Raw genomic sequence first — 22,467 nt, 5'->3', positions numbered from 1 at the left:
CTAACCACTAACTACCAACCACCAACGATTACCTCGCAACCGTAAACTTCATTACCCCTTGTGCGACTTAACTTCTGTTAATATTATCCTGTGACCTGAATTACTCTCTTCACGACTAGTACCCGTTGGCAAGCAGAACTAATGCAGCAGTTACTAGCTGTTCATAAGATACAAAAAAGAATTATTGAGTTGGGGGCGAAGTCCTATTCTATTTTGGGGCTGGCACCCCTGTTAATTCTTTGTAATCTCCGTTCGGGATTAACACAAAGCTACAATACCCTCAATTGTTAAAACTTTAACAGGTTTTAGGTCATACCCAACCGTGTCAGATAACCAATTGTATTTTATTTATAAGTTTCCCACAAGAAGAACAAGAGGCTTGAATTGGTTTACTTATTTTCGATAAGCTGGCAACCAAAGATGCATGCAAAAAGTCTGAATTGTTTAAAAGACTAAATTTGTGATTTAGTCATTCGTCATTAGTCATTGGTGAGCCAGCGCGCACTTATAGGGGGTTCTCCCCCAATCCCCACTCCCTGTCGGTCGTGGGGGCCCCGAGTCCCCCATGTAGACGCCCGCAGGGCGGCTTCGGTGCAGGGTGCGACTGGCGAACCCGTAAGGATCATTGGTAAAAACAAACTACAAATGACAAATGACAAAGGACAAATGACTCCGCAAAGCGGATTAACCTGCTTTTGACAACTACCCACTGGCATAAGAAACAAATGGCGAACAACGAAGAATCACGTGGTTTAAAATCTTTATTTGACTGGTTTGCAAATCGACGAAAATCTGGATCTATTAGCCTTGAACGTCAAGAACGCGAAATAGCAGATGGGCTGTGGAATAAGTGTCCTAAATGTGGAGTCTTGACTTATACTAAAGACCTTAGGGCTAATCAGATGGTATGCACTGAATGCGGACATCATAATCGGGTAGATAGTGATGAGCGCATTCGCCAACTGATAGATCCCGGTACCTGGAGACCAATAGATGAGCATTTGCGTCCCAGCGATCCCTTAGGATTTCGCGATCGCAAAGCCTATAGCGATCGCCTGCGAGAAACCCAAGAAAAGCTTGGCTTGGTAGATGCTGTCAAAACAGGTTTAGGTGAAATCAGCGGCTTGCCAGTTGCCCTTGGTGTGATGGACTTTCGCTTTATGGGTGGTAGTATGGGTTCCGTCGTTGGCGAAAAACTGACCCGCTTGATAGAACAAGCCACTCAGCGACGGTATGCTGTAGTTATCGTCTGTACCTCGGGTGGAGCTAGGATGCAAGAAGGAATGCTCTCACTGATGCAGATGGCCAAAATCTCGGCAGCCTTGGAACTTCACCGAGAAGCACGACTATTATATGTTCCTATTCTGACTAATCCCACCACAGGCGGTGTTACTGCTAGTTTTGCGATGTTGGGTGATATCATCTTGGCAGAACCAAAGGCAACCATTGGTTTTGCAGGTCGGCGAGTGATTGAGCAAACTCTACGGGAAAAACTGCCGGATGATTTCCAAACTGCTGAAGATTTACTTAAGCATGGGTTTGTCGATGAAATTGTACCTCGTACCCAGCTGAAGAAAACTTTAGCCCAATTGATTGCCTTACACCAGCCTCCCACAGCAACAACAACTCATAGTATGGTGTTGTGGGAGAAGACAATGACTTTAAGTTCTAGCGTCGCTGAATAAAAAGTGGTTAGTGGTTAGTAGTTAGTGGTTAGTGGTTAGTGGTTAGTGGTTAGTAGTTAGTGGTTAGTAGTTAGTGGTTCTTTAGAACAACCAACCAACAAACAACAACCACCAACCAACAACTAACAACTAACAACCCCTATTCCCTAACTTTAAGCTAGCTTTTTGCTAAATAATCGCAGTCCTTGGAATGTTTGTATAAAAGATTCTCCTCGTCTCTCTTGTACGAAGGTGAGTGGCAAAAGCGCTACCAGTCGAAACATACTTGAGATAACAAACAATCCTGGTAAGCCTCCATAGAAACTATTCTGTACTAGAAAACCACCTAGGATTGTACCTAAAGCGCCACTCACCCCAGCAAATGCAGCTATCATCCCAAAATATATGGATTGATTTCTTGTGGGTGCAACTTCCAACTGCATATTGTTGCCACACAAATCAATTGCTGCACAAGTTCCTCCCAGAAAAATATGTAACATAGGCAACCACACCCATACATCTAGAGAAGTATGACCAATGCCTAACCAAAACAAAGGGGCGATCGCAACTAAAATTCCAATCAAAAATAGGATAAAACGATTACCAATTTTATCTGCCAATCTGCCCCAGAGAATTAACATTAACATATTTGCCCCTGCTTGAAGGCTGCTGTAGAGCGTCACCCAACTGACATCTAAGTCAAGATTATCCAACATATAAAGGTTAAAAAAAGGGGCGCTGAGGTTAACAGCAAACATCCATAAGCTGAAGTAAAGCAGGAATACTAAAAAATTAGTGTCCTTGAGAATATTCTCCCAAGCATTAGCTTTAGGTGTGGGCTTAATAGTATTATTTGTTTCTAAAGACACTGCTTTTTTAGAACCAATCCTGATGGCAGTAGCATTTTCCTCTTGCGGGTTCACATCTACTTTGAAGTACTGACATATCAAACTCATCAGTCCAAATAGCATGCCCACAAACAGAACTATTCCATAACCTTGGAGAGTACCACCGTGCCAAGTAGATACAGCTAGCCCTGCCAAAGGTACGCAAATCAAATTGGTTAAGCTAGCGGCACTACTGCGTATTCCAAAATACCGCCCTCGCAAACGCCGATGGACTAATGTCGCCATCCAACTCAGCCATGATGCACTCCCCAATCCGCCAAATAGATGGCTCAATAGCACAATCAAGAGCGTCAATAATACTAACTGCTGGGAATTAATCAGTCCCCAACTGAAGGCTGCAATACCAATTACCTGAATCAGCCAAACTAATCGAGAAGGCCCGTAAACCAAAAGAGAATAGTTGCAGCGACTGGTTGAGCGTTCCGATAGGTAAGCGCCCAAAGGCTGAATAAAATTTACCAACATCGGAATAGAGGAGAGTACCCCAAAAGCTATCGGACTGGCATCTAATTCGACTAGGAAATTACTGAGTAAAATACCACCAGTGGTGATGCTAAAAACCCCTGCAAACACACCATCTAAAGTTGAGGCTCGTAGACTATTGCGAATAGCATCCTTTGAAACTGTAGGGCTGGGTTTTGGGGTAGAAGCAGGAGATAATGTTGTTTGTGCAACTGCTATCTCAGAAATTTCGGGAACCAGAGGCAAAGTAGATTCAACCTGAATTGAGTTCATGAACTAAGCAGGTGGGCGTAAATTAAAAATCAGTTGTAAAATTACTTGTGGAGCCTGGCATATAGGCAATTGGTAATTAGGTTGTTGTTGGTTATTGAGCGCTAATCAATAACTATTAACCCTTACCCTTGACCAGCCTGAAACAGTTACGTTTTCTATATAGTTTTGGAGTGTGTTTGGGTGTATAAAGTAACATTAATCAAGTTGCTTTTAAACACATTTTTCCTTAAAGTGTTTGTAATTCTTTGTTATTCTACCTTGCATTTCTAAATAAAAATTTAATTTTTGCAAAATTAATCTGGCACCAGAGAAGTTATAAGTTGGGTGAAAGAGTCTTCATCCTGCGGTGAGAAAAAGAAGCTTGTTAAATTTCTTAACTTTAATGTTAATGGTAGCGATCGCCCTCTGCGCGTTCGGTTGCCAAAACCTATCCCTACCTAGCGCTTCCACAGCAACCACCCCAGTTGTCATTAAACTTAGTGGTTGGGGTTCAGATCCTACTGAGCAAAAACTATTGAAACAAGTACTAAAAGACTTTGAGACACAGCATCCAGGTTTCAGAGTCAAGTATGAAGTCATTTCCGACCAATACATGGATGTGATTAAAACACGCTTGATTGGCGAAGCAGCACCTGATGTTTTCTATCTGGATGCTCTTGAGGCTCCTTTCCTGATGAGTGAGAACGTTCTAGAACCACTAGATGCTTATATTAACTCTGAATTTGACTTGCCAGATTTTGAAGAGACATTAATTAACAGCTTTAAGTACGACAACCATATCTATGGTCTGCCCAAAGACTATTCTACCCTTACCCTTTTTTATAACAAGCAAGCATTTGCTACGGCTGGCTTAACTAGTCCTCCCACTACCTGGTATGAACTGCGTACCTACTCCAAACAATTAACAGTAGATAAAAATCAAGACGGTAGAATTGACCAATACGGCTATGGAGTAATTCCAGAGTTAGCGCGTCAGGCATACAAAATCAAAGCTTTTGGTGGGCAACTGGTAGATGAAAATGGTTATGCAGCCTTCGCCTCTGAGGCTGGGTTGCAGGGATTGCAATTAGTAGTAGACCAGTATCAAAAAGACCGCACCTCCGCGCAAAAATCTGATGTCGGGACAAACTCAGGTAGTGAAATGTTCGGTCAAAGCAAGGTAGCAATGGTAATTGAGGGTAACTGGGCAATTCCCTATCTGAAGGAAACTTTTCCTCAGCTTGATTTTGCTACCGCAGAAGTACCAACTATTAATGACAAAAAAGGTACGATGGTATTTACTGTTGCCTACGTGATGAACAAACAGTCACAGCACAAAGCCGAAGCTTGGGAGTTGATTTCCTATCTCACGGGCAAAGAAGGTATGGAAAAGTGGACAGCAACAGGCTTTGCCCTGCCAACACGCCAATCTGTAGCACAGAAGTTGGGTTATGAACAAGACCCTTTACGGTCTGCGTTTTTGGCAGGAGTTGAATACGCCATGCCTTGGCAAGCAGGTAAGCATCCCGCAGCGATCATGAATAACTTTGACAACCAATTTGTCAGCGCCCTACTAGGACAACAACCCCTCAAGCAAGCAATGCAACGGGCGCAGGCAGAAGCTAATAAATTAATCCAGGCAATGGAGTAGTGCCATCAATACCAGCTAACTACTTAGTGAAAATCATTCATCTATCTGAAGGAGTATAATAGACAATCATGCGCCAACCATCGCTACAGCTACAGGGTGCGTGATTAGGCGGAGGTGTACCTTAGTGTTTGATTTAAGAAGGCGTCGACGAAAAGCCAGGTGGAATATCGCAGAAGATCTGGCTGGGTATGTGTTCATGACGCCCGCTATTCTGGTTTTGGTGAGTTTTGTAGTCCTGCCAATTGTTTGGGCGGTTTTCCTTTCCGTTCATAGAGTCCAACTTCTTGGCGGTATTGAGTACGATTTCATTGGTTTTCGTAACTTTACGCGCCTCTTAGCAGATGAACGGGTTTGGATCGCCCTTAAGAATACAGCGGAATATGTCGCCATTGTAGTGCCAACGCAAACTATTTTGGCCTTATTCCTCGCTGTTACTCTAAATTCTGGCATTCGCGGCAAAAACTGGTGGCGCATCCTTTACTTTTTGCCTACTGTCACCTCTTCCGCTGTGCTGACGCTAATTTTCATGTGGATTTATAACACTAATGGGCTACTCAATAATTTTCTCGCTTTTTTGAGGCTGCCCACCTACAACTGGTTGGGCGATCCGGCTGTAGCACTCAAAGGCATCATGATTATGAACATCTGGTCAACAGCACCGTTTTACATGGTCATCTACCTGGCAGCCTTACAGGATATCCCTCAATCACTATACGAGGCAGCAGAACTGGATGGTGCAAATGGCTGGCAAAAATTTATCTACGTTACAATTCCCATGCTCAAACCCGTTACCTTCTTTGTAGTGGCAATGGGAATAATTGGCACATTTCAGCTGTTTGATCAGTCTTATATATTCTCTAACGGCACTGGCGGGCCTAACAACGCCACTCTGACTGTAGTTTTACTAATATATCAAGCTGTGTTTCGGAACTTGCAAATGGGATACGGGGCTGCGATCGCCTTTTTGCTAGCAGTGGTTATCATTGCTATCACTCTGATTCAGCGGCGACTCTTCGGAGGCGAAAGAGTGTGAACAGTATCTCTCGCATCTCCTGGTTAAAAGTGCTGCTTTATACTGTACTGGCGCTATATGCGATTGTTACCCTCATCCCCTTTTTGTGGGCGCTTTCCGCTTCATTTAAACCCCTCTCCGAAATTGTTAGCGGCGAAATTAATTTCTTGCCCAAACACTTTACTTTAGATAACTACAAACAAATCTTTCTACAAGAACCGCTGTTTCTCCGCTGGCTGTTCAACAGTGTAGTCATTGCCGTTAGCGTCACCGTTTTAAACTTGCTGTTCAACTCAATGGCAGGTTACGCCCTCGCAAGGCTACGCTTTCGGGGTAGGCACTTTTGGTTCTTGCTGATTCTGGCAGTACTAGCAGTACCAGCACAAATAACGCTAATCCCGACATTTTTGATATTGAAAGCCTTTGGCTGGCTGAATTCTTACCAAGGCATGATTGTCCCTAGTATGGTTAATGCCACTTTCATCTTTATGATGCGGCAGTTTTTTGTCAACTTTCCCAAGGAATTAGAGGAAGCTGCTGCACTAGATGGCTTAACACCCTTCGGCATTTTCTGGCGTATTGTCTTACCTTTGGCGAAACCAGCATTAGCAGCACAGGCGGTTTTTGTGTTCATGGGTAGTTGGAATAATTTCTTGCTACCCGTGGTTATTTTGTTTGATCCAGAAATGTTTACCCTGCCTTTAGGACTGAACAGCTTCAAAGGTCAATATATCAGTTATTGGAATTACATCATGGCAGCTTCGATGGTGTTCACCTTGCCAGCTTTGGCGATTTACGCCTTTTTCAATCGGTATTTTATTCAAGGTGTGACTTTTACAGGGGGGAAAGGATAGAAAATCAAGGTTCCAATCTCTAGTAGAGATTAATAGAAGTTTCAACCTGGGTAGATGTCATAACCTGATGAAGTCTTGCCAGAGGTTTCAATCCCTAATAGGGATTAATAGAAGTTTCAACCCTCGCCGCTGTTGGCTTATCCATCCGGCTACAAGTTTCAATCCCTAATAGGGATTAATAGAAGTTTCAACATGCCTCGGTCGGCGCAACTACGCTGTTGCAAGACTTCCGTTTCAATCCCTAATAGGGGTTAATAGAAGTTTCAACCCGAGTTAAGTTCTTCCTGCAATGGTTCAGCCGTTGTTTCAATCCCTAATAGGGATTAATAGAAGTTTCAACACCACCTCCACTACCTCTTACAGGTTTGTTGGATTTGTTTCAATCCCTAATAGGGATTAATAGAAGTTTCAACGTGCAGCAGGGATACTCTTGGCAATGGGAGAAACTAGTTTCAATCCCTAATAGGGATTAATAGAAGTTTCAACGGATGATTTAGTCTGGTTAAGTACTATCTACGAAGTTTCAATCCCTAATAGGGATTAATAGAAGTTTCAACGAGTTTCATCAATGCGGATAAATGGTGGCGCGAGTTTCAATCCCTAATAGGGATTAATAGAAGTTTCAACTTAGGCGACCCTCTGTTTGATAACTAGGGTTATCAGGGGTTTCAATCCCTAATAGGGATTAATAGAAGTTTCAACCAGTCCATCCAGGTACCCGTTTTATCATACCCAGGGTTTCAATCCCTAATAGGGATTAATAGAAGTTTCAACATGAGTAGCTTGTTAGGCGTGCCGGTAAACATGGTTTCAATCCCTAATAGGGATTAATAGAAGTTTCAACTATCCGAGGATTGGATATTACAATCTTCTATCCCTGCGTTTCAATCCCTAATAGGGATTAATAGAAGTTTCAACGTTAGGAACCCCTAGGGCTACCTAGGGGTTTTCTTATTGTTTCAATCCCTAATAGGGATTAATAGAAGTTTCAACCTTCAATTTGTTTGTCTAACATTGCATCTTTTTTTGTTTCAATCCCTAATAGGGATTAATAGAAGTTTCAACTACTGGATTTCTCATTCTGCCCTAAGGTCACAGTGTTTCAATCCCTAATAGGGATTAATAGAAGTTTCAACAATAATGGAGTTGCATATGCCGGGATTAGCCCGGCGACGTTTCAATCCCTAATAGGGATTAATAGAAGTTTCAACCAATAAACCGTATCTTTGCCAAATAAGCTGATAGTTTCAATCCCTAATAGGGATTAATAGAAGTTTCAACCATTCATTAAATAAATAAGTTATTTCTCTTTATTAGTTTCAATCCCTAATAGGGATTAATAGAAGTTTCAACCGCAACTGTTTCAGTTGACATACTGATTTTTTCGTTTCAATCCCTAATAGGGATTAATAGAAGTTTCAACTTTAGCGGTGTTTGATGCTAGTTCTGATGAAGGAGCGTTTCAATCCCTAATAGGGATTAATAGAAGTTTCAACAGTTACTGCTGCACCTCCCCAATCTCCAGCTAAAGGTTTCAATCCCTAATAGGGATTAATAGAAGTTTCAACACTACCTTTATTATTTACAATACTGTCATTCAATAGTTTCAATCCCTAATAGGGATTAATAGAAGTTTCAACCCCATGTTTGTTTCTTCCAATCAATGGCAATATATTTTAGGTTTCAATCCCTAATAGGGATTAATAGAAGTTTCAACTTGTATTTTAGGTATTTTAATATCTGTTATTGGTATTGTTTCAATCCCTAATAGGGATTAATAGAAGTTTCAACCTTAGTAAGTCTCTAAGTGATTCTCTTGCTGGTAAAGGTGTTTCAATCCCTAATAGGGATTAATAGAAGTTTCAACATCAGGTCCGACCTACCTGCTTGTTGGTACCCTCGTTTCAATCCCTAATAGGGATTAATAGAAGTTTCAACGCAAAGTCATCTGGGAACCCCTAGTGGCTACTTGCGTTTCAATCCCTAATAGGGATTAATAGAAGTTTCAACTATTAGCACTGGGTACTCCCCGGAGTCCCATCTTGTTTCAATCCCTAATAGGGATTAATAGAAGTTTCAACTGCCGACCCTGACTACTACATGGTCTCTGTTGTGTTTCAATCCCTAATAGGGATTAATAGAAGTTTCAACTTTAGTTGGGACTGTATCTTCTCTGTGACTTTGAAGGTTTCAATCCCTAATAGGGATTAATAGAAGTTTCAACAAAAACTGAATCAGCGCAAATACACGGATGAGCAGTTTCAATCCCTAATAGGGATTAATAGAAGTTTCAACGCGGGCATCCCTGAGCATAACCTGATAGAGCCAGTTTCAATCCCTAATAGGGATTAATAGAAGTTTCAACGTTCCACCACGCCCCGGTAAGATTCCCCTAGAGTGTTTCAATCCCTAATAGGGATTAATAGAAGTTTCAACTTTCTTCTAGTTTTGCAATCTGGTTTTGTGCCTCTACTAGCTGTTTCAATCCCTAATAGGGATTAATAGAAGTTTCAACATCAAATTACCACATGGATAGTTAGCGGTAATAGGTTTCAATCCCTAATAGGGATTAATAGAAGTTTCAACCTGATTCACCAAAAAACAATTTTTATTCTGTCAGCTCAAAGGTTTCAATCCCTAATAGGGATTAATAGAAGTTTCAACAATCAAAGCACCTAGCTTCGTAAACCCAACGATTTGTTTCAATCCCTAATAGGGATTAATAGAAGTTTCAACTGCGGTAGCCCGAAAACTAGTCTGTATTCGGTTTTCAAGGTTCATTAGCGCGGATGGGTTAATCATAGCATGAAAAATTTGAATTGAGTAGGGTGAAAATGGCTGTAATCCAGCCCAGATAAGGAGCGCGGATGGGTGAGGTAATGCGATCGCTCCTAACCCTTGTACCAAAAACAATTCAGCCATTTTTCCCGAAACTTCTTTTCCAACACCTACCCATTCGCGCATCCGGTAAACAAAAAGCCGTATATAAAGTCAAAGCAGATGCGATCTGAAATTGAATCAACATTTATTTATAAGTGCGATCGCAACACTGTACTAATCATTTATTTATAGTCTCAGATTTTTCTGGTCTTTACCGTATTAACTAATAAAACTAAAAAAATACTCCTCCATAGTAAAAATACTCATTGCTTCCCCATCACCCCATCTCAGAAAAATACTCCTCCATAGTAAAAATACTCATTGCTTTTCCTCCCCTCTCCTACTCCCCATCACCCACCCAGTAGTTTGGGCGACAAATTGCCCTCTTAACGTGATATTTGTATAACAGCGACTCAATCTATATCTGTCAGTTAACAAGCATTATGGGTTTCGCAGACCTATTAATTGCAAAGATAGCAGCAGACTACAGTGAAGCTGTAGCAAAGGAACTGTCTGTATGCAATCAATTGGGAATTGCCTATAAAAACCAAAAGACCGTTTGGCGTTGGAGGATGCAAAGGCAATTATTTCCTAATTTTTGTCTGAAACACGCCCAAACAGTACTAACGGCAGGAGATTGAAGATCGCAATTTTAGCTGTGTTGAGCATCAAAATCTTTAAGGGGAAAGATGTTTAGAAGACTAATTGGCATTTTTGTAGCTACTGTGTTGCTGACGTTTCAGTTTGTTGTTGGTAGTGCAACAGCGGTGGAATTGGATGCAGCTTCCCGCACAGTGCAATTAAATGATAAGGGTGACACAGTTGTAATCAGCCTTCAAGAACTTACACGAGGTAAACGCTTATTTAACAATACTTGCTCTCAGTGTCATCCTGGTGGTATTACCAAGACTAACCAAAACGTGGGACTTGACCCCGAAGCATTGGCGGGAGCAACACCACCCCGTAATTCCATCGAAGGACTTGTAGATTACATGAAAAATCCCACTACTTATGACGGTGAGGAAGAAATAGCCGAGTTACATCCCAGCATCAAGAGTGCTGATATTTTCACAGAAATGAGAAATATCACTGATGATGACTTAAAGGCGATCGCCGGTTATATTCTGGTGCAACCAAAGGTTGTGGGTATTAAGTGGGGCGGTGGTAAAATTTATTACTAAGCCACTATAGCTGAATAGTCATTCCTTCTTAGTCATTAGTCAGTAGTCAGCAGTCCAATGCGATCGGAATGCTAGCGAATGGCTAATGACTAAATTTTTAGGCGCTTTTTTTAAAAAAACTTGTATCTACGACATATTGTCATATTTAGGCTTGATTTTATCTAAAATGAATAAGGGAAAATAAAACTTGTTGATAGGAGAAAGCCATGAAACTGATTGCGGCCACTGTGCGTCGCTTGGGTTTAGCTGTATTAACAATTCTTTTAGTGGTTAGCAGCTTTGCTATTTTTACTCCCAGCGCAGCAGCTGAGACATACACAGTAAAACTGGGTACTGATAAGGGAGCGCTGGCTTTTGAGCCATCAAAGTTGACAATTAAACCAGGAGATACAATTAAATGGGTGAATAACAAAGTTCCTCCCCATAACGTTGTATTTGATGCTGCTCTCAACCCTGCTAAAAGTGCTGATTTAGCTAAATCGCTGTCTCACAAGCAGCCTATGATGATGAATCCTGGTCAAACTGAAGAAACAACCTTCCCAGCAGACGCTCCTAAGGGTGAATACACCTTCTACTGCGAGCCTCACCGTGGCGCTGGCATGGTTGGCAAAATCACTGTTGAGTAATCAGGACACCACTGTTAAAACAGAATTATTTTCCTTGCTTTAAAGGGAAATTCAGCTAAGGTGAGCTTGGTGTATTCTGAAAGTGGTGCTTCACTACAGATAAAGAAGACACACGCCTAAGCTAAACAGCGGTGACGAGTCTTATTCCCAGTGTTGATAATAGTGTAAACTAGATGGCAAACAAAGGGATAGATTCGTCACCAGCAAATTTAATCTATTGAGAAAATAAAAAAATTGTAATTTTAAATACGAAATTTTTTTCTGTACAAGACAAAGTATTTACAGTTAACCAAGGTAAATTTAACTCAATCTGAGAGACCATTTATAAAGTAAATATTAAGTAGGGTGTGTTACGGCTTTAGCCTAACGCACCACGTTATAAGGCGGTGCGTTAGGCGCTTTAATTATTTTTTTATGACAAACAATATCAAAAATATGCGCCTAACACAACGGCAATAAAGCGGGAGGAACATCCACACCGCTTTTTGCCTCCCCTACAGTAATTTTATTTTTACTTTATAAATAACCTTTGAAAGCTTTTAGCAGCCGTAGAATATTTACTGGAGAAGCTTCTTCTGTTGCTGGAAGCTTATTGCGAGGAAAAAGCCTTGAAAATACTTTTGTTAATCTTGCTGTTAGCGATCGCTCTATTAAGTTTTACATTTATTAGTCCAGCACTAGCTGCTGAAACATCTAAAGCTGCCAAAATTTTCAACTCTAACTGTGCTTCTTGTCATATAGGTGGTGGTAACATCCTGATTGCCGAAAAAACCTTGAAAAAGGAAGCATTGCAAAAGTATCTGAAAGATTATGACACAAACTCTATTGAGGCAATAATTTATCAAATACAGAATGGTAAAAATGCGATGCCTGCTTTCAAGAACAAGTTAAGTGAACAAGAAATTCTTGAGGTAGCTGCTTACGTTTTCCAGAAAGCCGAACAAGGCTGGTAAATTAGCAAGAACTTTATGTACAGACGCGAATATCTACGTCTTTACATTGTTATACCAAGTTGCGTTCAGACATAGCAATAGCAATTCGTGCCCTCTCCCCTTCCCCTGTTCCAAATTGAGAGAGGGGTGCCGACAGGCGAGGTGAGGGAAGTACTATCTTTGACTGCAACTTAGTATTAGTATGTGACGCAAAAAGAGAATACAGGAAAACCCGAGGTAAAAGAAAAGATTTATCTTTTACCTCTTTCTTATTACTAATTCACTATTCAAATTCCAAAATTGTCAGATAGTTTTATTTGTCTTGATTGGAGTCTTGTCTTTCTTCCCGCAATTGGCGCAACTTGTTTATTAGTTTTTGGCTAGATGCCTGAGTTTTGCTAATTTGTGCTTGGGTTGCTTGTGATGTAGGCACAACCTGATTTTTGCCAACTTGCACCGACTGCTGTGCTGGTGTTGTAGTAGCTTGCGGTGTAGGTGCAGACTGATTTGTCTTGACTGGTACCGATTGCGGTGATAATTTCACAGTAGGTTGCTGCGAGCCAGTACTGACTTGTTGTACCTGCTGAGGTGATTGAGGATTTTGCTGAGGCGATCGCAAACCCTGCATCGGATCTTGCTGCTGCCCGTTGGATAAATTAGGTAACGGTTGTGTTTTGTTGATTCCCAAGCCAGGTAATTGTTGGGGAGTCAGTGTAGGCAATTTTGGTGAAGTAGCTCCTACCGTCGTGCTGTTGTTTGGTAAGAAAGATAGGCTAAATGGGTAGTACTTAGGTTTGCCATTTGCCTGTACGGGGTTTTTTTGGAAATATTCTCTAAAAAATTCTCTTGTGGATGTCTTTAAGCTGGATGAGACTGAGTTGTCCAGAAAGTCTACAGACTCAACTTTACCTTCGCTATCTATTACCAAACCACCCTTAACATTACCTTCCTGTCCTCTTTGAACATTAACTGTTTCAGATATGGGTTTTTTGGTTTCAATGTTGGGATAGTGCTGCCTGACTTTCTGAAACTGATCCCCAAAGCTATTAATTGTTGCAAGTTGCTGTTCTGTTCCTGGGGGTATTGTCGATGTTGATGGTAACTGAGGGATGTTAGATGCAAGCTGCTGTTGTTGCCATTGTGGCAAGGTTGCACCTGCTAATGTTAACTTATCCCCTACTTGTGGAGTTGTGCCGATCGGGGCTACAAATTCCTGAGTTTGACTCACTGTTGCAGTGGTCGTGTTGTTATAAGGTCTAGAAGTCGAATTGCGAGGTACTTCTGTTGGGAGATTAGCAGCCTGTAATTCCGGCAAATTAGAAGGTAACTGTGGTCTATTTTCGTTAAGAGACGATAGTGGTTGGGGTTCTCCCAATGCAATTTTGTCTTGCACAGGAGTAACATCTCCATAATTCACACGAGGAATTGATGGTGTGATGTTTGCGCCTGTATCTAGCTTAGGTTGATCTTGCCAGTTTCTGGCTTGAGATGTCGGAACATCTTGCTGATTGGGTAAAGAAACTATGTTCAGGCTGTCAGGAGACGTGGCGATAGAGGGCAGTGCTGGCTCGACAAGGGCAGATACTGGTTGCTCTGCGGGTAAGGGTATTGGTTTATTGGCGAAGTTTGGAAAGGGAGGAACTTGGGATTTTAGCGGGAGTTGTCCTTGCAGGGGAAGTTGCCCTTGTAGAGAAATTTGCCCTTGCTGGGGAAGTTGAGGCGTGCTTGCTTGTGGCAAACGGCTCTGTTCAGCCTGATTTAATTCAACGAGTCCAACAGTTTTTGGTGATTTTGTTTCTTTGGGTTTAGATTCCACTGGCATCAGTGGCAGGAATAAGGCGATCGCACCATGAATGCCAACAGAGGCTAAAGCTGCTATGCCAGCTGGCTGGCTTATAAATACAGGTATATTTTTGAGCACCGAGACGTATGACATAACTGTGATCCGTTCACTCAGCTTGATTGCAGTAGATTTACAATTTTATTTTTTAGACAATAATTTAAAGACAGTAATAATTTCAGTTCTGTGCGTTACTCTACAAATAATAACTTCCCGCGTCCAAACTAAAAACAGGAAAACGTCACTTTTTCAAGTAAGATTTTTTTTAAATTGATGTAATATTTTACTAAAAATTTCGTTGAAGCGAGCAACAATTTTAAAAATAATTAATTTTTTTGGGATTTATTTTTGAACTTTCACAATTAGAAGCGAAAAGTAGGGTAATTCGAGTTTGGGGCGATCGCGTAAGTCAGAGTATATAACCATATCTGGTAAAGTAGCTTTTTCTACTACCCAACTATTTTCTAATAAACCCCGTTGCTGTAACACTTGCCAAGCTTGTTCGTAAACTGAACTAACTTTCATTAGCACGACCACATCTGCCCAGTCTAAAACACTTTCCAATTCTGCAATTGTGTATATTGCGGGTAAAATCGCCAATCGCTGTTGGCGTATTGTCAATGGTAATCCCAGTACAGCCGCAGCTGCCATTGGTGAACAAACTCCCGGTATCAACTGCACTTTGACTTCGGGATGTAGCTGTTGTAGAGTCTGTGCCAAATAAGTAAAAGTGCTATAAAAACTTACATCTCCTTCGCAGGCAAAAGCCACATCTTGACCTGTTTGCAAATAGTGCCAAACTTGCTCTGCTGCGGCTTGCCATGCTTGCGTCAGCACAGTCATATCCTGGACATAGGGAAAAGTCAAGGCTATTTGCACCTGCTCTTGACTTAACCACGGTGCGACTATTTGCTGTGCCATTCCTGGTTTACCTTGTACCCCTGCTGGAAATGCTACTACAGGCGAATTTTGCAGTAAGCGCAATCCTTTCACCGTAATTAATTCTGGATCGCCTGTCCCGACACTAATGCCGTAAAGAATACCAATTGTCACAGTTAGATAGGGAGATAAAAATTATGAATTATGAATTATGAATTATGAATTATGAAATTTTGGTTCTTCAGCATTCATCATTCTCACCTATTCCCCATTCTCTATTCCCTATTCCCTATCCAAAATGCCATTACCAACAGTTATTTTGCCAGGATATTTAGAAAGCGCGATCGCTTACCATCAATTACAACAATCCTTGCAACAGATGGGCTTTCCTACGCTGACTGTACCACTGCGACGCCGCGACTGGATAGTCACTTTAGGAGGTAGACCTGTAACGCCTATTGTAAGGCTACTTGATCGCACAGTAAAACAGGCGCTACAGCAATCTAATGCTTCACAGATTAATTTGATTGGTCACTCAGCAGGAGGTTGGATTTCTCGCATCTACCTGGGTGACAAGCCTTATTTAGGGCGTGGTAAACTCCAACCATCCCTTTGGCAAGCTCATAGTCTAGTTGCTACTCTGATGACTCTGGGTACGCCGCATATGAGCCAAGAGCGCTGGACGCGCTGGAATTTAGATTTTGTCAATAATAATTACCCAGGAGCATTTTACCAAAATGTTCGTTATGTTTGTGTCGCCGGAAAAACCATCTTTGGTGAAAGGAGACGCGGTAGCTGGTTAGCTTACAGTAGCTATCAATTAACCTGCGGTAAAGGTAACACATGGGGAGATGGAATCACTCCCATAGAAGCTGCTCATTTGGAAGGAGCAGAAAATATCGTGATTGAAGGTGTGAAACATTCTCCTAGAAGTCCAGGTGTTTGGTATGGTTCACCAGAAGCGTTAAAGGTTTGGGTCAAGTATCTCGTGTGAGGTGAGAGTGGGGGAGTGGGGGAGTGGAAGAATAACAACCAACAACCAACAGCCACCAACCACCAACCAACCAACAACTAAGTACTAACTACTAACCACTAACTATTCTTAAAATTTCTTAGCTAAACTTGTAATAAAAATATATATTGAGCCAAGAAAAGGAGCGGTGAGTGATGGAAAACACCGAGTTCAATAGAGTTCTGCGGCGCATAGCAACAGTATTATCGGTAGTAATTATTACGCTATCCTTGGTTGCTGCTTCCACTGGGATTTTGCTGTCTTTTTACTACGAACCAGCAGCAGGCAGGGCATATCAGTCGTTGAAAGTGATTGCAGAGCAAGTATCCTATGGTTGGCTATTCCGCAAAGCCCACAATATTGCTGGTAACGCAGTCATTGCGATCGCCCTTGTGCAAATTGTGGTGTTATTTTTAAGCAGGCAGTTTCGCAAGAGTTGGTTAACGGCTTGGATTAGTGCAATTTTCTTTACCCTGATTGCGATCGGCCTTTCGTGGACAGCAATGATTTTAAGCTGGGATCAAGAAGGATTCTGGCGTTTTAGCATTGAGTTGGGAACTATTGAAGCAATTCCTTTCATCGGTTCGCAATTGCGCGAAATTCTCACTGGTGGCGGTGCGATTAGCACACTTACTATCCAACGCCTTTACACCATACACAGTTACATTCTCTCTATCGCTGCCATTATTATTTCTGTGGTGCATTTATTGAGCGTATTGTGGCAAGCAAAACAAACGCAATCCTCAGGGGCGAACTCTGAAGTTATTAACTCACAGCCGCAATCAATAATCAATCAGGGCGCGGGAGCATCGCTGGCGGAGAGTTGAGATAATTTTGCGATCGGCACTTCTTCAACTTCCGGTAATTTTTCTAGAGACAGGCGATTTGAGGCTTTTCCACCTGATAGGCGTTTTAAAAGGTTCGGTCTAGGATCGTGCAACAGGTAAATAATGCGATCGCCTGGTTGCCAAGCCTCACCCGCAGGCATGATCTGCAATTTCTCATCCCGTTCTAAAAATAGTGGCACTAACTCACTAGTCCGGATTAATGCCTGTAACTGAACCTTTTGCAGAGAAAAACCAGGCTCTTTCAGCGTCATCATCCCCAACTTCACTTGCTCATCATTCAGATACTGATTCCAAGTTTTAATTTGGAAGTCGGGGATGAAAGCCTGGTTAACTTTAGTTTTATTTGTAGCGTTATTAGCTTGAGGATCGCGGGGGAAAATAGCTAAAACACGCGGTGGGTTAAACTCCTCTGCTGCCCGTTGGGCCAAAACAAAATTCACCTCACCATTTTTGGTCATCGCAAGAAAAGTCCCCACAGAAGCCAGTCCTGCTTCTTCTAAGACATTGACATCCAAAGCACTGCTGGTCAACACCCGGAGATTTTCTGCTTGGGCTTGTTGACTAGCTTCTGGATCTGTATCAATCATCACCACTGGTTCTCCCCGTTCTTGCAACAGCCGAGCAATTAAAATACTCAAAGGATTGCAACCAACAATCACTGCCCCTGTTGCTTGTTTGGAAGTGATTTGCAAACATCTAGCAACCCAGCCAGCAGTTAGACCTTGGCAGAACACAGTCATGATAATTGTTAGGAAGACCAAAGCTTTGATGGCGTCACCACCATTAATGCCGTGTTGTGTTAGCAAAATTGCAAATAAAGAAGCAACGGAGGCAGAAACAATTCCCCGAGGTGCAACCCAGCTTAAAAACAGTTTTTGTCGCCAGTTAAGATCGCTGTTCCACGTACACAAGAGGATGTTGATCGGACGAACGATAAACATCAGCGCCAAGACAGTAAATAAACTGCCCCAACCCAAGGCAAACACACTATCAATAGATAGGTCAGCAGCCAATAGAATAAACAGCACTGAGACGCAGAAAATTGTCAACTGACCTTTAAAGTGGCGCAGTAAGCGTTCTTCTGGTACCGAAGCAGTACCAAACACGACACCAGCAACTACAGTTGCCATCAGCCCCGATTCACTGCGGAGCATCTGAGCTAGTACAAATAAACCCCACAGTCCAGCCAAAACTACTAAGTTTTTCAGCTCAAATGAGAGAAAATTGGCAAATTTGCAAATCAATGCCATCAGCCAGCCACCCACTGCACCAATTACCCCACCAATACCAAGGCGCACAAGCAAACTGCTAATTGCAACGAATGGGTCGGCATTCTGGTTTAATATCGTGTTTAGCACTACGACGGCCAGGATGGCTCCCACTGGGTCAATTAAAACCCCTTCTCCTTCTAAAAGTGTGGCAACTGGTCGCTCTACATTGATTTGTTTGAGCAGGGGACTAATAACCGTAGGCCCTGTAACTACAACTAAAGACGCGAACAGAAAAGCGATCGGCCAAGGAAACTCACCCAGCCAGTGAGCAGCCATACTGCCACCAAGCAGCGTAATCAGAGTTCCCAAGGTTACGAGTAATTGCAAGCTCGTAGAAACTTTGTTTAATTCTCGCAATTCCAGGTTGAGTCCGCCTTCAAACAAAATTATCGCCGTTCCCAGAGCGACAATTACTTCCAATCCCGTGCCTAGCAAATGGGGGTGCAAAAATCCAAAGCCGTCGGAACCAAGGACAATGCCAAACAGCAATAAAAACACAATGCTGGGTACCCGGAGGTATGCAGCTAGTACCTGAGCACTAATACCTGCAACGACGGCAATCACCATCTGCAAAGTAATTTCAAATGATGCTTCCATGTTGTAGATTTTGAGCGATATTTTTCAAAATCTTTTGTAAAGAATTGTAAAGATTAAATTTACAGGGTGCAACATTACGCCCTGTGTTCCTTGCTGAGTCGAGAAGATTTTTCATACTTAGTTGCCTATACTACAGCATTTTTCTAGGTTTAGCGAAACAGTAACAACGCTAACCCCCGATTTATAAGCGTTTGATTGCCATACTTATCCCTGAAAGCGTATTTTTTCTAGCATTTGCTATCAATTACTTTTGCTTCCACCCAGTTTAACCTGCTGCAATTTAAAATTTTGCTATAAATTTATTCATTAAAACTGTTGACATTAACAATAAAAGCCGCTAAATTAATAAAAGTGTGAGCCGCGCGCCCCCATCGTCTAGAGGCCTAGGACACCTCCCTTTCACGGAGGTAACGGGGATTCGAATTCCCCTGGGGGTACTTCAGATAAAAGTAACACAAGCCCTGCAAAGCGAAATAGCAAGTTTGTAGGGGTTAATTTATGTCTGTAGTTAATAAATAAAAATCGAAACACAGTGTGAATTACTACTAGACTCAGTGGTAGTAGTGGCGAAGCAGGATCTGGCGGGTTAACCATGACGCACGGTTAATTGTCTTCCTAATCAATTTTGTAAACACAAATTTGTAAACACAAAAGCGATCGCCTCCTTTGTTGCTATGGGATCTATTTAGTAATAGCGAGAATCATCTGTGATGCACCAACCCTGTTAAGCTAGAGCTGATAATGCCTTAGTACAACATTGCACAAATTTGTAACGAATTTAAATTGAAAAAACTCTGCGCTCCTCTGCGTTTAAAAAGCTACGATTTTACGCAAAGCTGTACTTAGCAATATCAGCAGTAATTCACCTTGTCAACTCCTCAAGACGCTGGCGAATTGCTAAGAGATTTAGCTGTAGATCCTTAGCAAGGCGACGCTCAATGATTCCCACTGGCATTGTGCGTTTAGGCCAAACTTTAACTGTATAGCAGAGATTAGTTCCTGTTTCTTGACCAAGGGAATAAGGCTCTAAGCGCCAGCTACCGGAGAAGTCTTTAAAATCCCCCTCTACCATTTGGAAAATAATTTCTTTGGGGAAGTATTCTTCGAGGTCGAGAACCACACGGGCAGAAAAATTCAAACGTAAAAAGCGTTGGGAACCTACTTGTTCCAAGCGAATACCACCGTTGGGATGCTCAAGCAGACGACTGTTGGCTAAATTGGGAATGAAATCAGCCAAGGCTTCATAATTAGTAAGCACTTCCCAGACTTGTGCTACTGGTTGAGGAATTTGGATGGTAGCAGAAATTTGCCGCTGTCGGTCGGCGATTTTCTCAATTTGAACTGCTACAGCTTGCAAATCAAGAGCATCACCCGCCAAATTTTCTTCTAAGCTGGTGTCGTCTTCAGTGGCAATTAAATCGAGTTCTTCTGGTGTGTATTTTTCTTCAGTCACTTTCAGAATATGGTTTATCTTCGTCAGAAAATTGAGGCAGATTGAGGATAAAGCAGATTTTACTGAGGTTGGTATCCGCAATCGGAGTACTTTCCACAGCTATTCCCCCATTTAAATGCTGCACCAGGGATTTTACAAGAGCAAGCCCTAGACCAGTACCTGGAATCCATCTTCCTCTACCCCGACGGAATGCATCGAATATATAGGTCGCTTCTTCTTCAGATATACCGCGTCCAATATTAGTTACTTTAATAATAACTCGATCGACTTGCTCAACAACTTGGTGCGTGGCTTCCAATTGCACAATGGTGTCCCGTTCTGAGAATTTGCCAGCATTCGTGAACAATTCTTGCAAGATGCGGTCAAAGCTCTCCAGTTCAGTTTGTAGCTCTAGAGATTCTTCCGGTAAATCGAGAGAAATACTTAATCCTTTGTCTGCAAACTTTTTCTCAAAAGATGCTGCTAAATCTTCGATTCTTGTATTTAAATCAATGGTTTCAAATTGCGGACGTTCTTGATGGGTCTCTAGCTTTTGGAGTGTCAGCAAGTCGTTAATTAAATTTATTTCCTTGGTACATTCCTCTTCTAAAATATCTAGATACTTCGCCTGCTGCTCGGGTGTTCTTCCCGGTTGACGCAGCATACGCAGTGCCATACGCATATTTGTTAGGGGATAGCGTAGGCGATCGCTCATGTTACTCAAAAATTCATCTTTGAGTTGGTTGAGTTCTCGCAGTTGCTCTACATATTGCCGCGTTCTTTCGTACAGTTTGGCTTGAACATCTAAGCTGCGCTGCAATTGAGACGTGCGTTCATCCACCAACATCTGCACTTGCCGCAGTGTCTGTGTCTGAATTATGGCATTGCTGAGTTGAGCGCAGACCATTTCTACCATATTTAATTCTGCTATCTGCCACTGGCGAGGTTGGGCTTGCTGTAATGCTAGAAATCCCAAGATTTTGCCTTGACTTTCCAATCGCATTAACAGCATTGCCGGCAGTTTCTCTAAAACAAATGCTGGGGCGACGGTTGAGGTATCTTTGCGTCGGTCTCTATTGTCGTGAATGATTACAGGTTTTCCAGATTCTGCTGTGAAGGCACGCCGACATATACCACAGTCTGAAAGCCAGAAGGAATTATCTTGAGTATCTTCTTTACCAAGATAGAAACTTTCTGTTTCCCTAGACCATTCGCCGATTACGGTCGCTTTGGCTTTGGGAATTTGTTTTTTAGGTATGCTCCTAAACAGCGGATCGGTGTATTTCAGTAGTATCAGCAAACCGCGATCGGCTTCTAAAGCTTCGGCGGTAGAGGCGATCGCCACCTGAAGCATTTGATTCACCTCTAAATTGCTACGACTGAGGATTGTCAATTGCTTGATGAGGTTTTGATGCTGGGCGCAGGTTTGCAGATTCTGCTGTTGTGAGGTGATTAACTGTGTTTGTGCCACTTGCGAAAAAGCGATCGCACAAACTGACTCCACAGTTCTGAGCAAACGTTTTTCTGACTCACTCCAATCATACAACTGCGACTTGATCAGGCTAATCACACCGTTTTTGTTACCTCCAAAACGGGTAGCGATCGCCAAAACAGCTTTGATTGGCAGTGGCAAATTTTGACATCCTATTGCCAAACTGTTTTGAATTGTCGAAATGTCTTCAATGGTTGGTTCAGCCGCACATTGCACCACTGGTAAATCCAGCTGTTCCATTGAGAATATCTCATCTGGATGCGACGCACTTGAATACTCTTGGACGCACCAATTTGCAGTCACTTCTGCACCAGACGCCTTGCCCTGAACAGTTACTAGGCAGCAGCAATCTACTTTGAAAGCAACTCCTAACACTTGGGCAATATCTTGCAGCATCATTGCTGGGGTTGAGCTATTGGCAATGATTTGATTTATTTTTTGTGCCAACTGGAGGGCGGTTGTGTCTTCCTCATGCTGCATCAGCTTGACCGGGTAGTGTGTGAGTCGTTCTGCTTCATCTGGACATTGTAGCGATGAAGACAAACGCTTTTTCATTCCTGATACGCTCTTGGATAGTGAACCCATTGTTTTTGTACCCAACCTCCTGCCATATGCTTACTCCCTTTGTATTGCTGCACCCTGCGACTGAATCATCTATCTTATTTTTAAGACTT

The 22,467-nt window shown here is 42.2% G+C and carries 17 protein-coding genes, 1 tRNA gene and 1 CRISPR repeat array; of the genes, 12 read left to right on the top strand and 6 right to left on the bottom strand.

The genetic code is table 11. The features are described 5' to 3' along the window. Positions 1-725: 725 nt before the first annotated feature. The gene (accD, locus tag FIS9605_RS0115910) at positions 726-1,685 is read left to right on the top strand and encodes an acetyl-CoA carboxylase, carboxyltransferase subunit beta (RefSeq protein ID WP_026733480.1); all 960 of its coding nucleotides are present in this window, start codon (positions 726-728) and stop codon (positions 1,683-1,685) included. A gap of 152 nt (positions 1,686-1,837) precedes the next feature. On the opposite strand, the gene FIS9605_RS0115905 is transcribed toward accD, so the two are convergent. Beyond that, complete coding sequence (locus tag FIS9605_RS0115905; protein WP_026733479.1) at positions 1,838-3,307, bottom strand: MFS transporter; 1,470 nt, start codon at positions 3,305-3,307, stop codon at positions 1,838-1,840. Between the two features lie 388 nt (positions 3,308-3,695). On the opposite strand from FIS9605_RS0115905, the gene FIS9605_RS0115900 reads away from it, so the two are divergent. The 8 genes from FIS9605_RS0115900 to petJ all read left to right on the top strand — a co-directional run bounded on the left by FIS9605_RS0115900 (position 3,696) and on the right by petJ (position 12,443). Further along, positions 3,696-4,937, top strand: a complete 1,242-nt coding sequence (locus FIS9605_RS0115900; RefSeq protein WP_035140018.1) for an ABC transporter substrate-binding protein — start codon at positions 3,696-3,698, stop codon at positions 4,935-4,937. Between the two features lie 124 nt (positions 4,938-5,061). Further along, positions 5,062-5,970 (top strand): carbohydrate ABC transporter permease, encoded by a 909-nt coding sequence (locus FIS9605_RS0115895; RefSeq protein WP_026733477.1) that lies wholly within the window; start codon positions 5,062-5,064, stop codon positions 5,968-5,970. Continuing rightward, positions 5,967-6,803: a carbohydrate ABC transporter permease gene (locus FIS9605_RS0115890; RefSeq protein WP_026733476.1), complete on the top strand. Its 837-nt coding sequence runs from the start codon at positions 5,967-5,969 to the stop codon at positions 6,801-6,803. The genes FIS9605_RS0115895 and FIS9605_RS0115890 overlap by 4 nt, the downstream gene beginning before the upstream one ends. Positions 6,804-6,812: 9 nt before the next feature. Continuing rightward, a CRISPR array of direct repeats spans positions 6,813-9,539; the repeat unit is 37 nt; unit sequence GTTTCAATCCCTAATAGGGATTAATAGAAGTTTCAAC. A 131-nt stretch (positions 9,540-9,670) separates the two neighbouring features. Then, entirely contained in the window at positions 9,671-9,814 is a 144-nt protein-coding gene (locus FIS9605_RS42715) for a hypothetical protein (protein ID WP_155960443.1), read from the top strand. A gap of 312 nt (positions 9,815-10,126) precedes the next feature. Further along, complete coding sequence (locus tag FIS9605_RS37235) at positions 10,127-10,324, top strand: hypothetical protein (RefSeq protein ID WP_231510378.1); 198 nt, start codon at positions 10,127-10,129, stop codon at positions 10,322-10,324. A 48-nt stretch (positions 10,325-10,372) separates the two neighbouring features. Then, complete coding sequence (gene psbV, locus FIS9605_RS0115875; RefSeq protein ID WP_026733474.1) at positions 10,373-10,864, top strand: photosystem II cytochrome c-550; 492 nt, start codon at positions 10,373-10,375, stop codon at positions 10,862-10,864. A 206-nt stretch (positions 10,865-11,070) separates the two neighbouring features. Then, the gene (gene petE / locus FIS9605_RS0115870; RefSeq protein WP_026733473.1) at positions 11,071-11,490 is read left to right on the top strand and encodes a plastocyanin; all 420 of its coding nucleotides are present in this window, start codon (positions 11,071-11,073) and stop codon (positions 11,488-11,490) included. Positions 11,491-12,098: 608 nt separating this feature from the next. Next, a complete protein-coding gene (petJ, locus tag FIS9605_RS0115865; RefSeq protein ID WP_026733472.1) occupies positions 12,099-12,443 on the top strand; it encodes a cytochrome c6 PetJ in 345 nt (114 codons plus the stop codon). A gap of 292 nt (positions 12,444-12,735) precedes the next feature. Here petJ and FIS9605_RS0115860 read toward each other — a convergent pair whose 3' ends face one another. Further along, positions 12,736-14,358, bottom strand: coding sequence for an energy transducer TonB (locus FIS9605_RS0115860; protein ID WP_026733471.1), 1,623 nt, complete (start codon positions 14,356-14,358; stop codon positions 12,736-12,738). A gap of 246 nt (positions 14,359-14,604) precedes the next feature. Next, the gene (locus FIS9605_RS0115855) at positions 14,605-15,315 is read right to left on the bottom strand and encodes a precorrin-2 C(20)-methyltransferase (protein WP_026733470.1); all 711 of its coding nucleotides are present in this window, start codon (positions 15,313-15,315) and stop codon (positions 14,605-14,607) included. Between the two features lie 124 nt (positions 15,316-15,439). Between FIS9605_RS0115855 and FIS9605_RS0115850 the strand changes: the two genes are divergently transcribed. Both FIS9605_RS0115850 and FIS9605_RS0115845 read left to right on the top strand, forming a co-directional pair. Beyond that, positions 15,440-16,135, top strand: a complete 696-nt coding sequence (locus FIS9605_RS0115850; protein ID WP_026733469.1) for an esterase/lipase family protein — start codon at positions 15,440-15,442, stop codon at positions 16,133-16,135. 173 nt (positions 16,136-16,308) lie between these two features. After that, positions 16,309-16,980 (top strand): cytochrome b N-terminal domain-containing protein, encoded by a 672-nt coding sequence (locus FIS9605_RS0115845; RefSeq protein ID WP_026733468.1) that lies wholly within the window; start codon positions 16,309-16,311, stop codon positions 16,978-16,980. Here FIS9605_RS0115845 and FIS9605_RS0115840 read toward each other — a convergent pair. Beyond that, positions 16,947-18,869: a cation:proton antiporter gene (locus tag FIS9605_RS0115840; RefSeq protein WP_026733467.1), complete on the bottom strand. Its 1,923-nt coding sequence runs from the start codon at positions 18,867-18,869 to the stop codon at positions 16,947-16,949. The genes FIS9605_RS0115845 and FIS9605_RS0115840 overlap by 34 nt on opposite strands. 364 nt (positions 18,870-19,233) lie before the next feature. On the opposite strand from FIS9605_RS0115840, the gene FIS9605_RS0115835 reads away from it, so the two are divergent. Beyond that, positions 19,234-19,306 (top strand) — tRNA-Glu (locus FIS9605_RS0115835). Between the two features lie 425 nt (positions 19,307-19,731). Here FIS9605_RS0115835 and FIS9605_RS0115830 read toward each other — a convergent pair. Continuing rightward, on the bottom strand, positions 19,732-20,322 hold the full coding sequence (locus FIS9605_RS0115830; protein ID WP_026733466.1) for an SRPBCC family protein: 591 nt from the start codon (positions 20,320-20,322) through the stop codon (positions 19,732-19,734). Beyond that, positions 20,315-22,348 carry a GAF domain-containing sensor histidine kinase gene (locus FIS9605_RS0115825; protein ID WP_231510377.1) on the bottom strand — a complete coding sequence of 678 codons (2,034 nt, stop codon included), beginning with the start codon at positions 22,346-22,348 and terminating at the stop codon, positions 20,315-20,317. Before FIS9605_RS0115825 ends, FIS9605_RS0115830 begins: the two co-directional genes overlap by 8 nt. Positions 22,349-22,467: the final 119 nt, after the last annotated feature.

The sequence above is a fragment of the Fischerella sp. PCC 9605 genome (assembly GCF_000517105.1).
Classification (GTDB): domain Bacteria; phylum Cyanobacteriota; class Cyanobacteriia; order Cyanobacteriales; family Nostocaceae; genus PCC9605.
This window is presented reverse-complemented; position numbering and strand designations above follow the sequence as displayed.

What these genes read in the sequence shown, in the direction of transcription:
- petE (WP_026733473.1), top strand. Translation starts at nt 11,071, where the DNA reads ATGAAACTGATTGCGGCCACTGTGCGTCGCTTGGGTTTAGCTGTATTA.
- accD (WP_026733480.1), top strand. Translation starts at nt 726, where the DNA reads ATGGCGAACAACGAAGAATCACGTGGTTTAAAATCTTTATTTGACTGG.
- FIS9605_RS0115905 (WP_026733479.1), bottom strand. Translation starts at nt 3,307, where the DNA reads ATGAACTCAATTCAGGTTGAATCTACTTTGCCTCTGGTTCCCGAAATT.
- psbV (WP_026733474.1), top strand. Translation starts at nt 10,373, where the DNA reads ATGTTTAGAAGACTAATTGGCATTTTTGTAGCTACTGTGTTGCTGACG.
- FIS9605_RS0115850 (WP_026733469.1), top strand. Translation starts at nt 15,440, where the DNA reads ATGCCATTACCAACAGTTATTTTGCCAGGATATTTAGAAAGCGCGATC.
- FIS9605_RS37235 (WP_231510378.1), top strand. Translation starts at nt 10,127, where the DNA reads ATGGGTTTCGCAGACCTATTAATTGCAAAGATAGCAGCAGACTACAGT.
- FIS9605_RS0115860 (WP_026733471.1), bottom strand. Translation starts at nt 14,358, where the DNA reads ATGTCATACGTCTCGGTGCTCAAAAATATACCTGTATTTATAAGCCAG.
- FIS9605_RS0115845 (WP_026733468.1), top strand. Translation starts at nt 16,309, where the DNA reads ATGGAAAACACCGAGTTCAATAGAGTTCTGCGGCGCATAGCAACAGTA.
- FIS9605_RS0115840 (WP_026733467.1), bottom strand. Translation starts at nt 18,869, where the DNA reads ATGGAAGCATCATTTGAAATTACTTTGCAGATGGTGATTGCCGTCGTT.
- FIS9605_RS42715 (WP_155960443.1), top strand. Translation starts at nt 9,671, where the DNA reads ATGGGTGAGGTAATGCGATCGCTCCTAACCCTTGTACCAAAAACAATT.
- FIS9605_RS0115825 (WP_231510377.1), bottom strand. Translation starts at nt 22,348, where the DNA reads ATGAAAAAGCGTTTGTCTTCATCGCTACAATGTCCAGATGAAGCAGAA.
- FIS9605_RS0115900 (WP_035140018.1), top strand. Translation starts at nt 3,696, where the DNA reads ATGGTAGCGATCGCCCTCTGCGCGTTCGGTTGCCAAAACCTATCCCTA.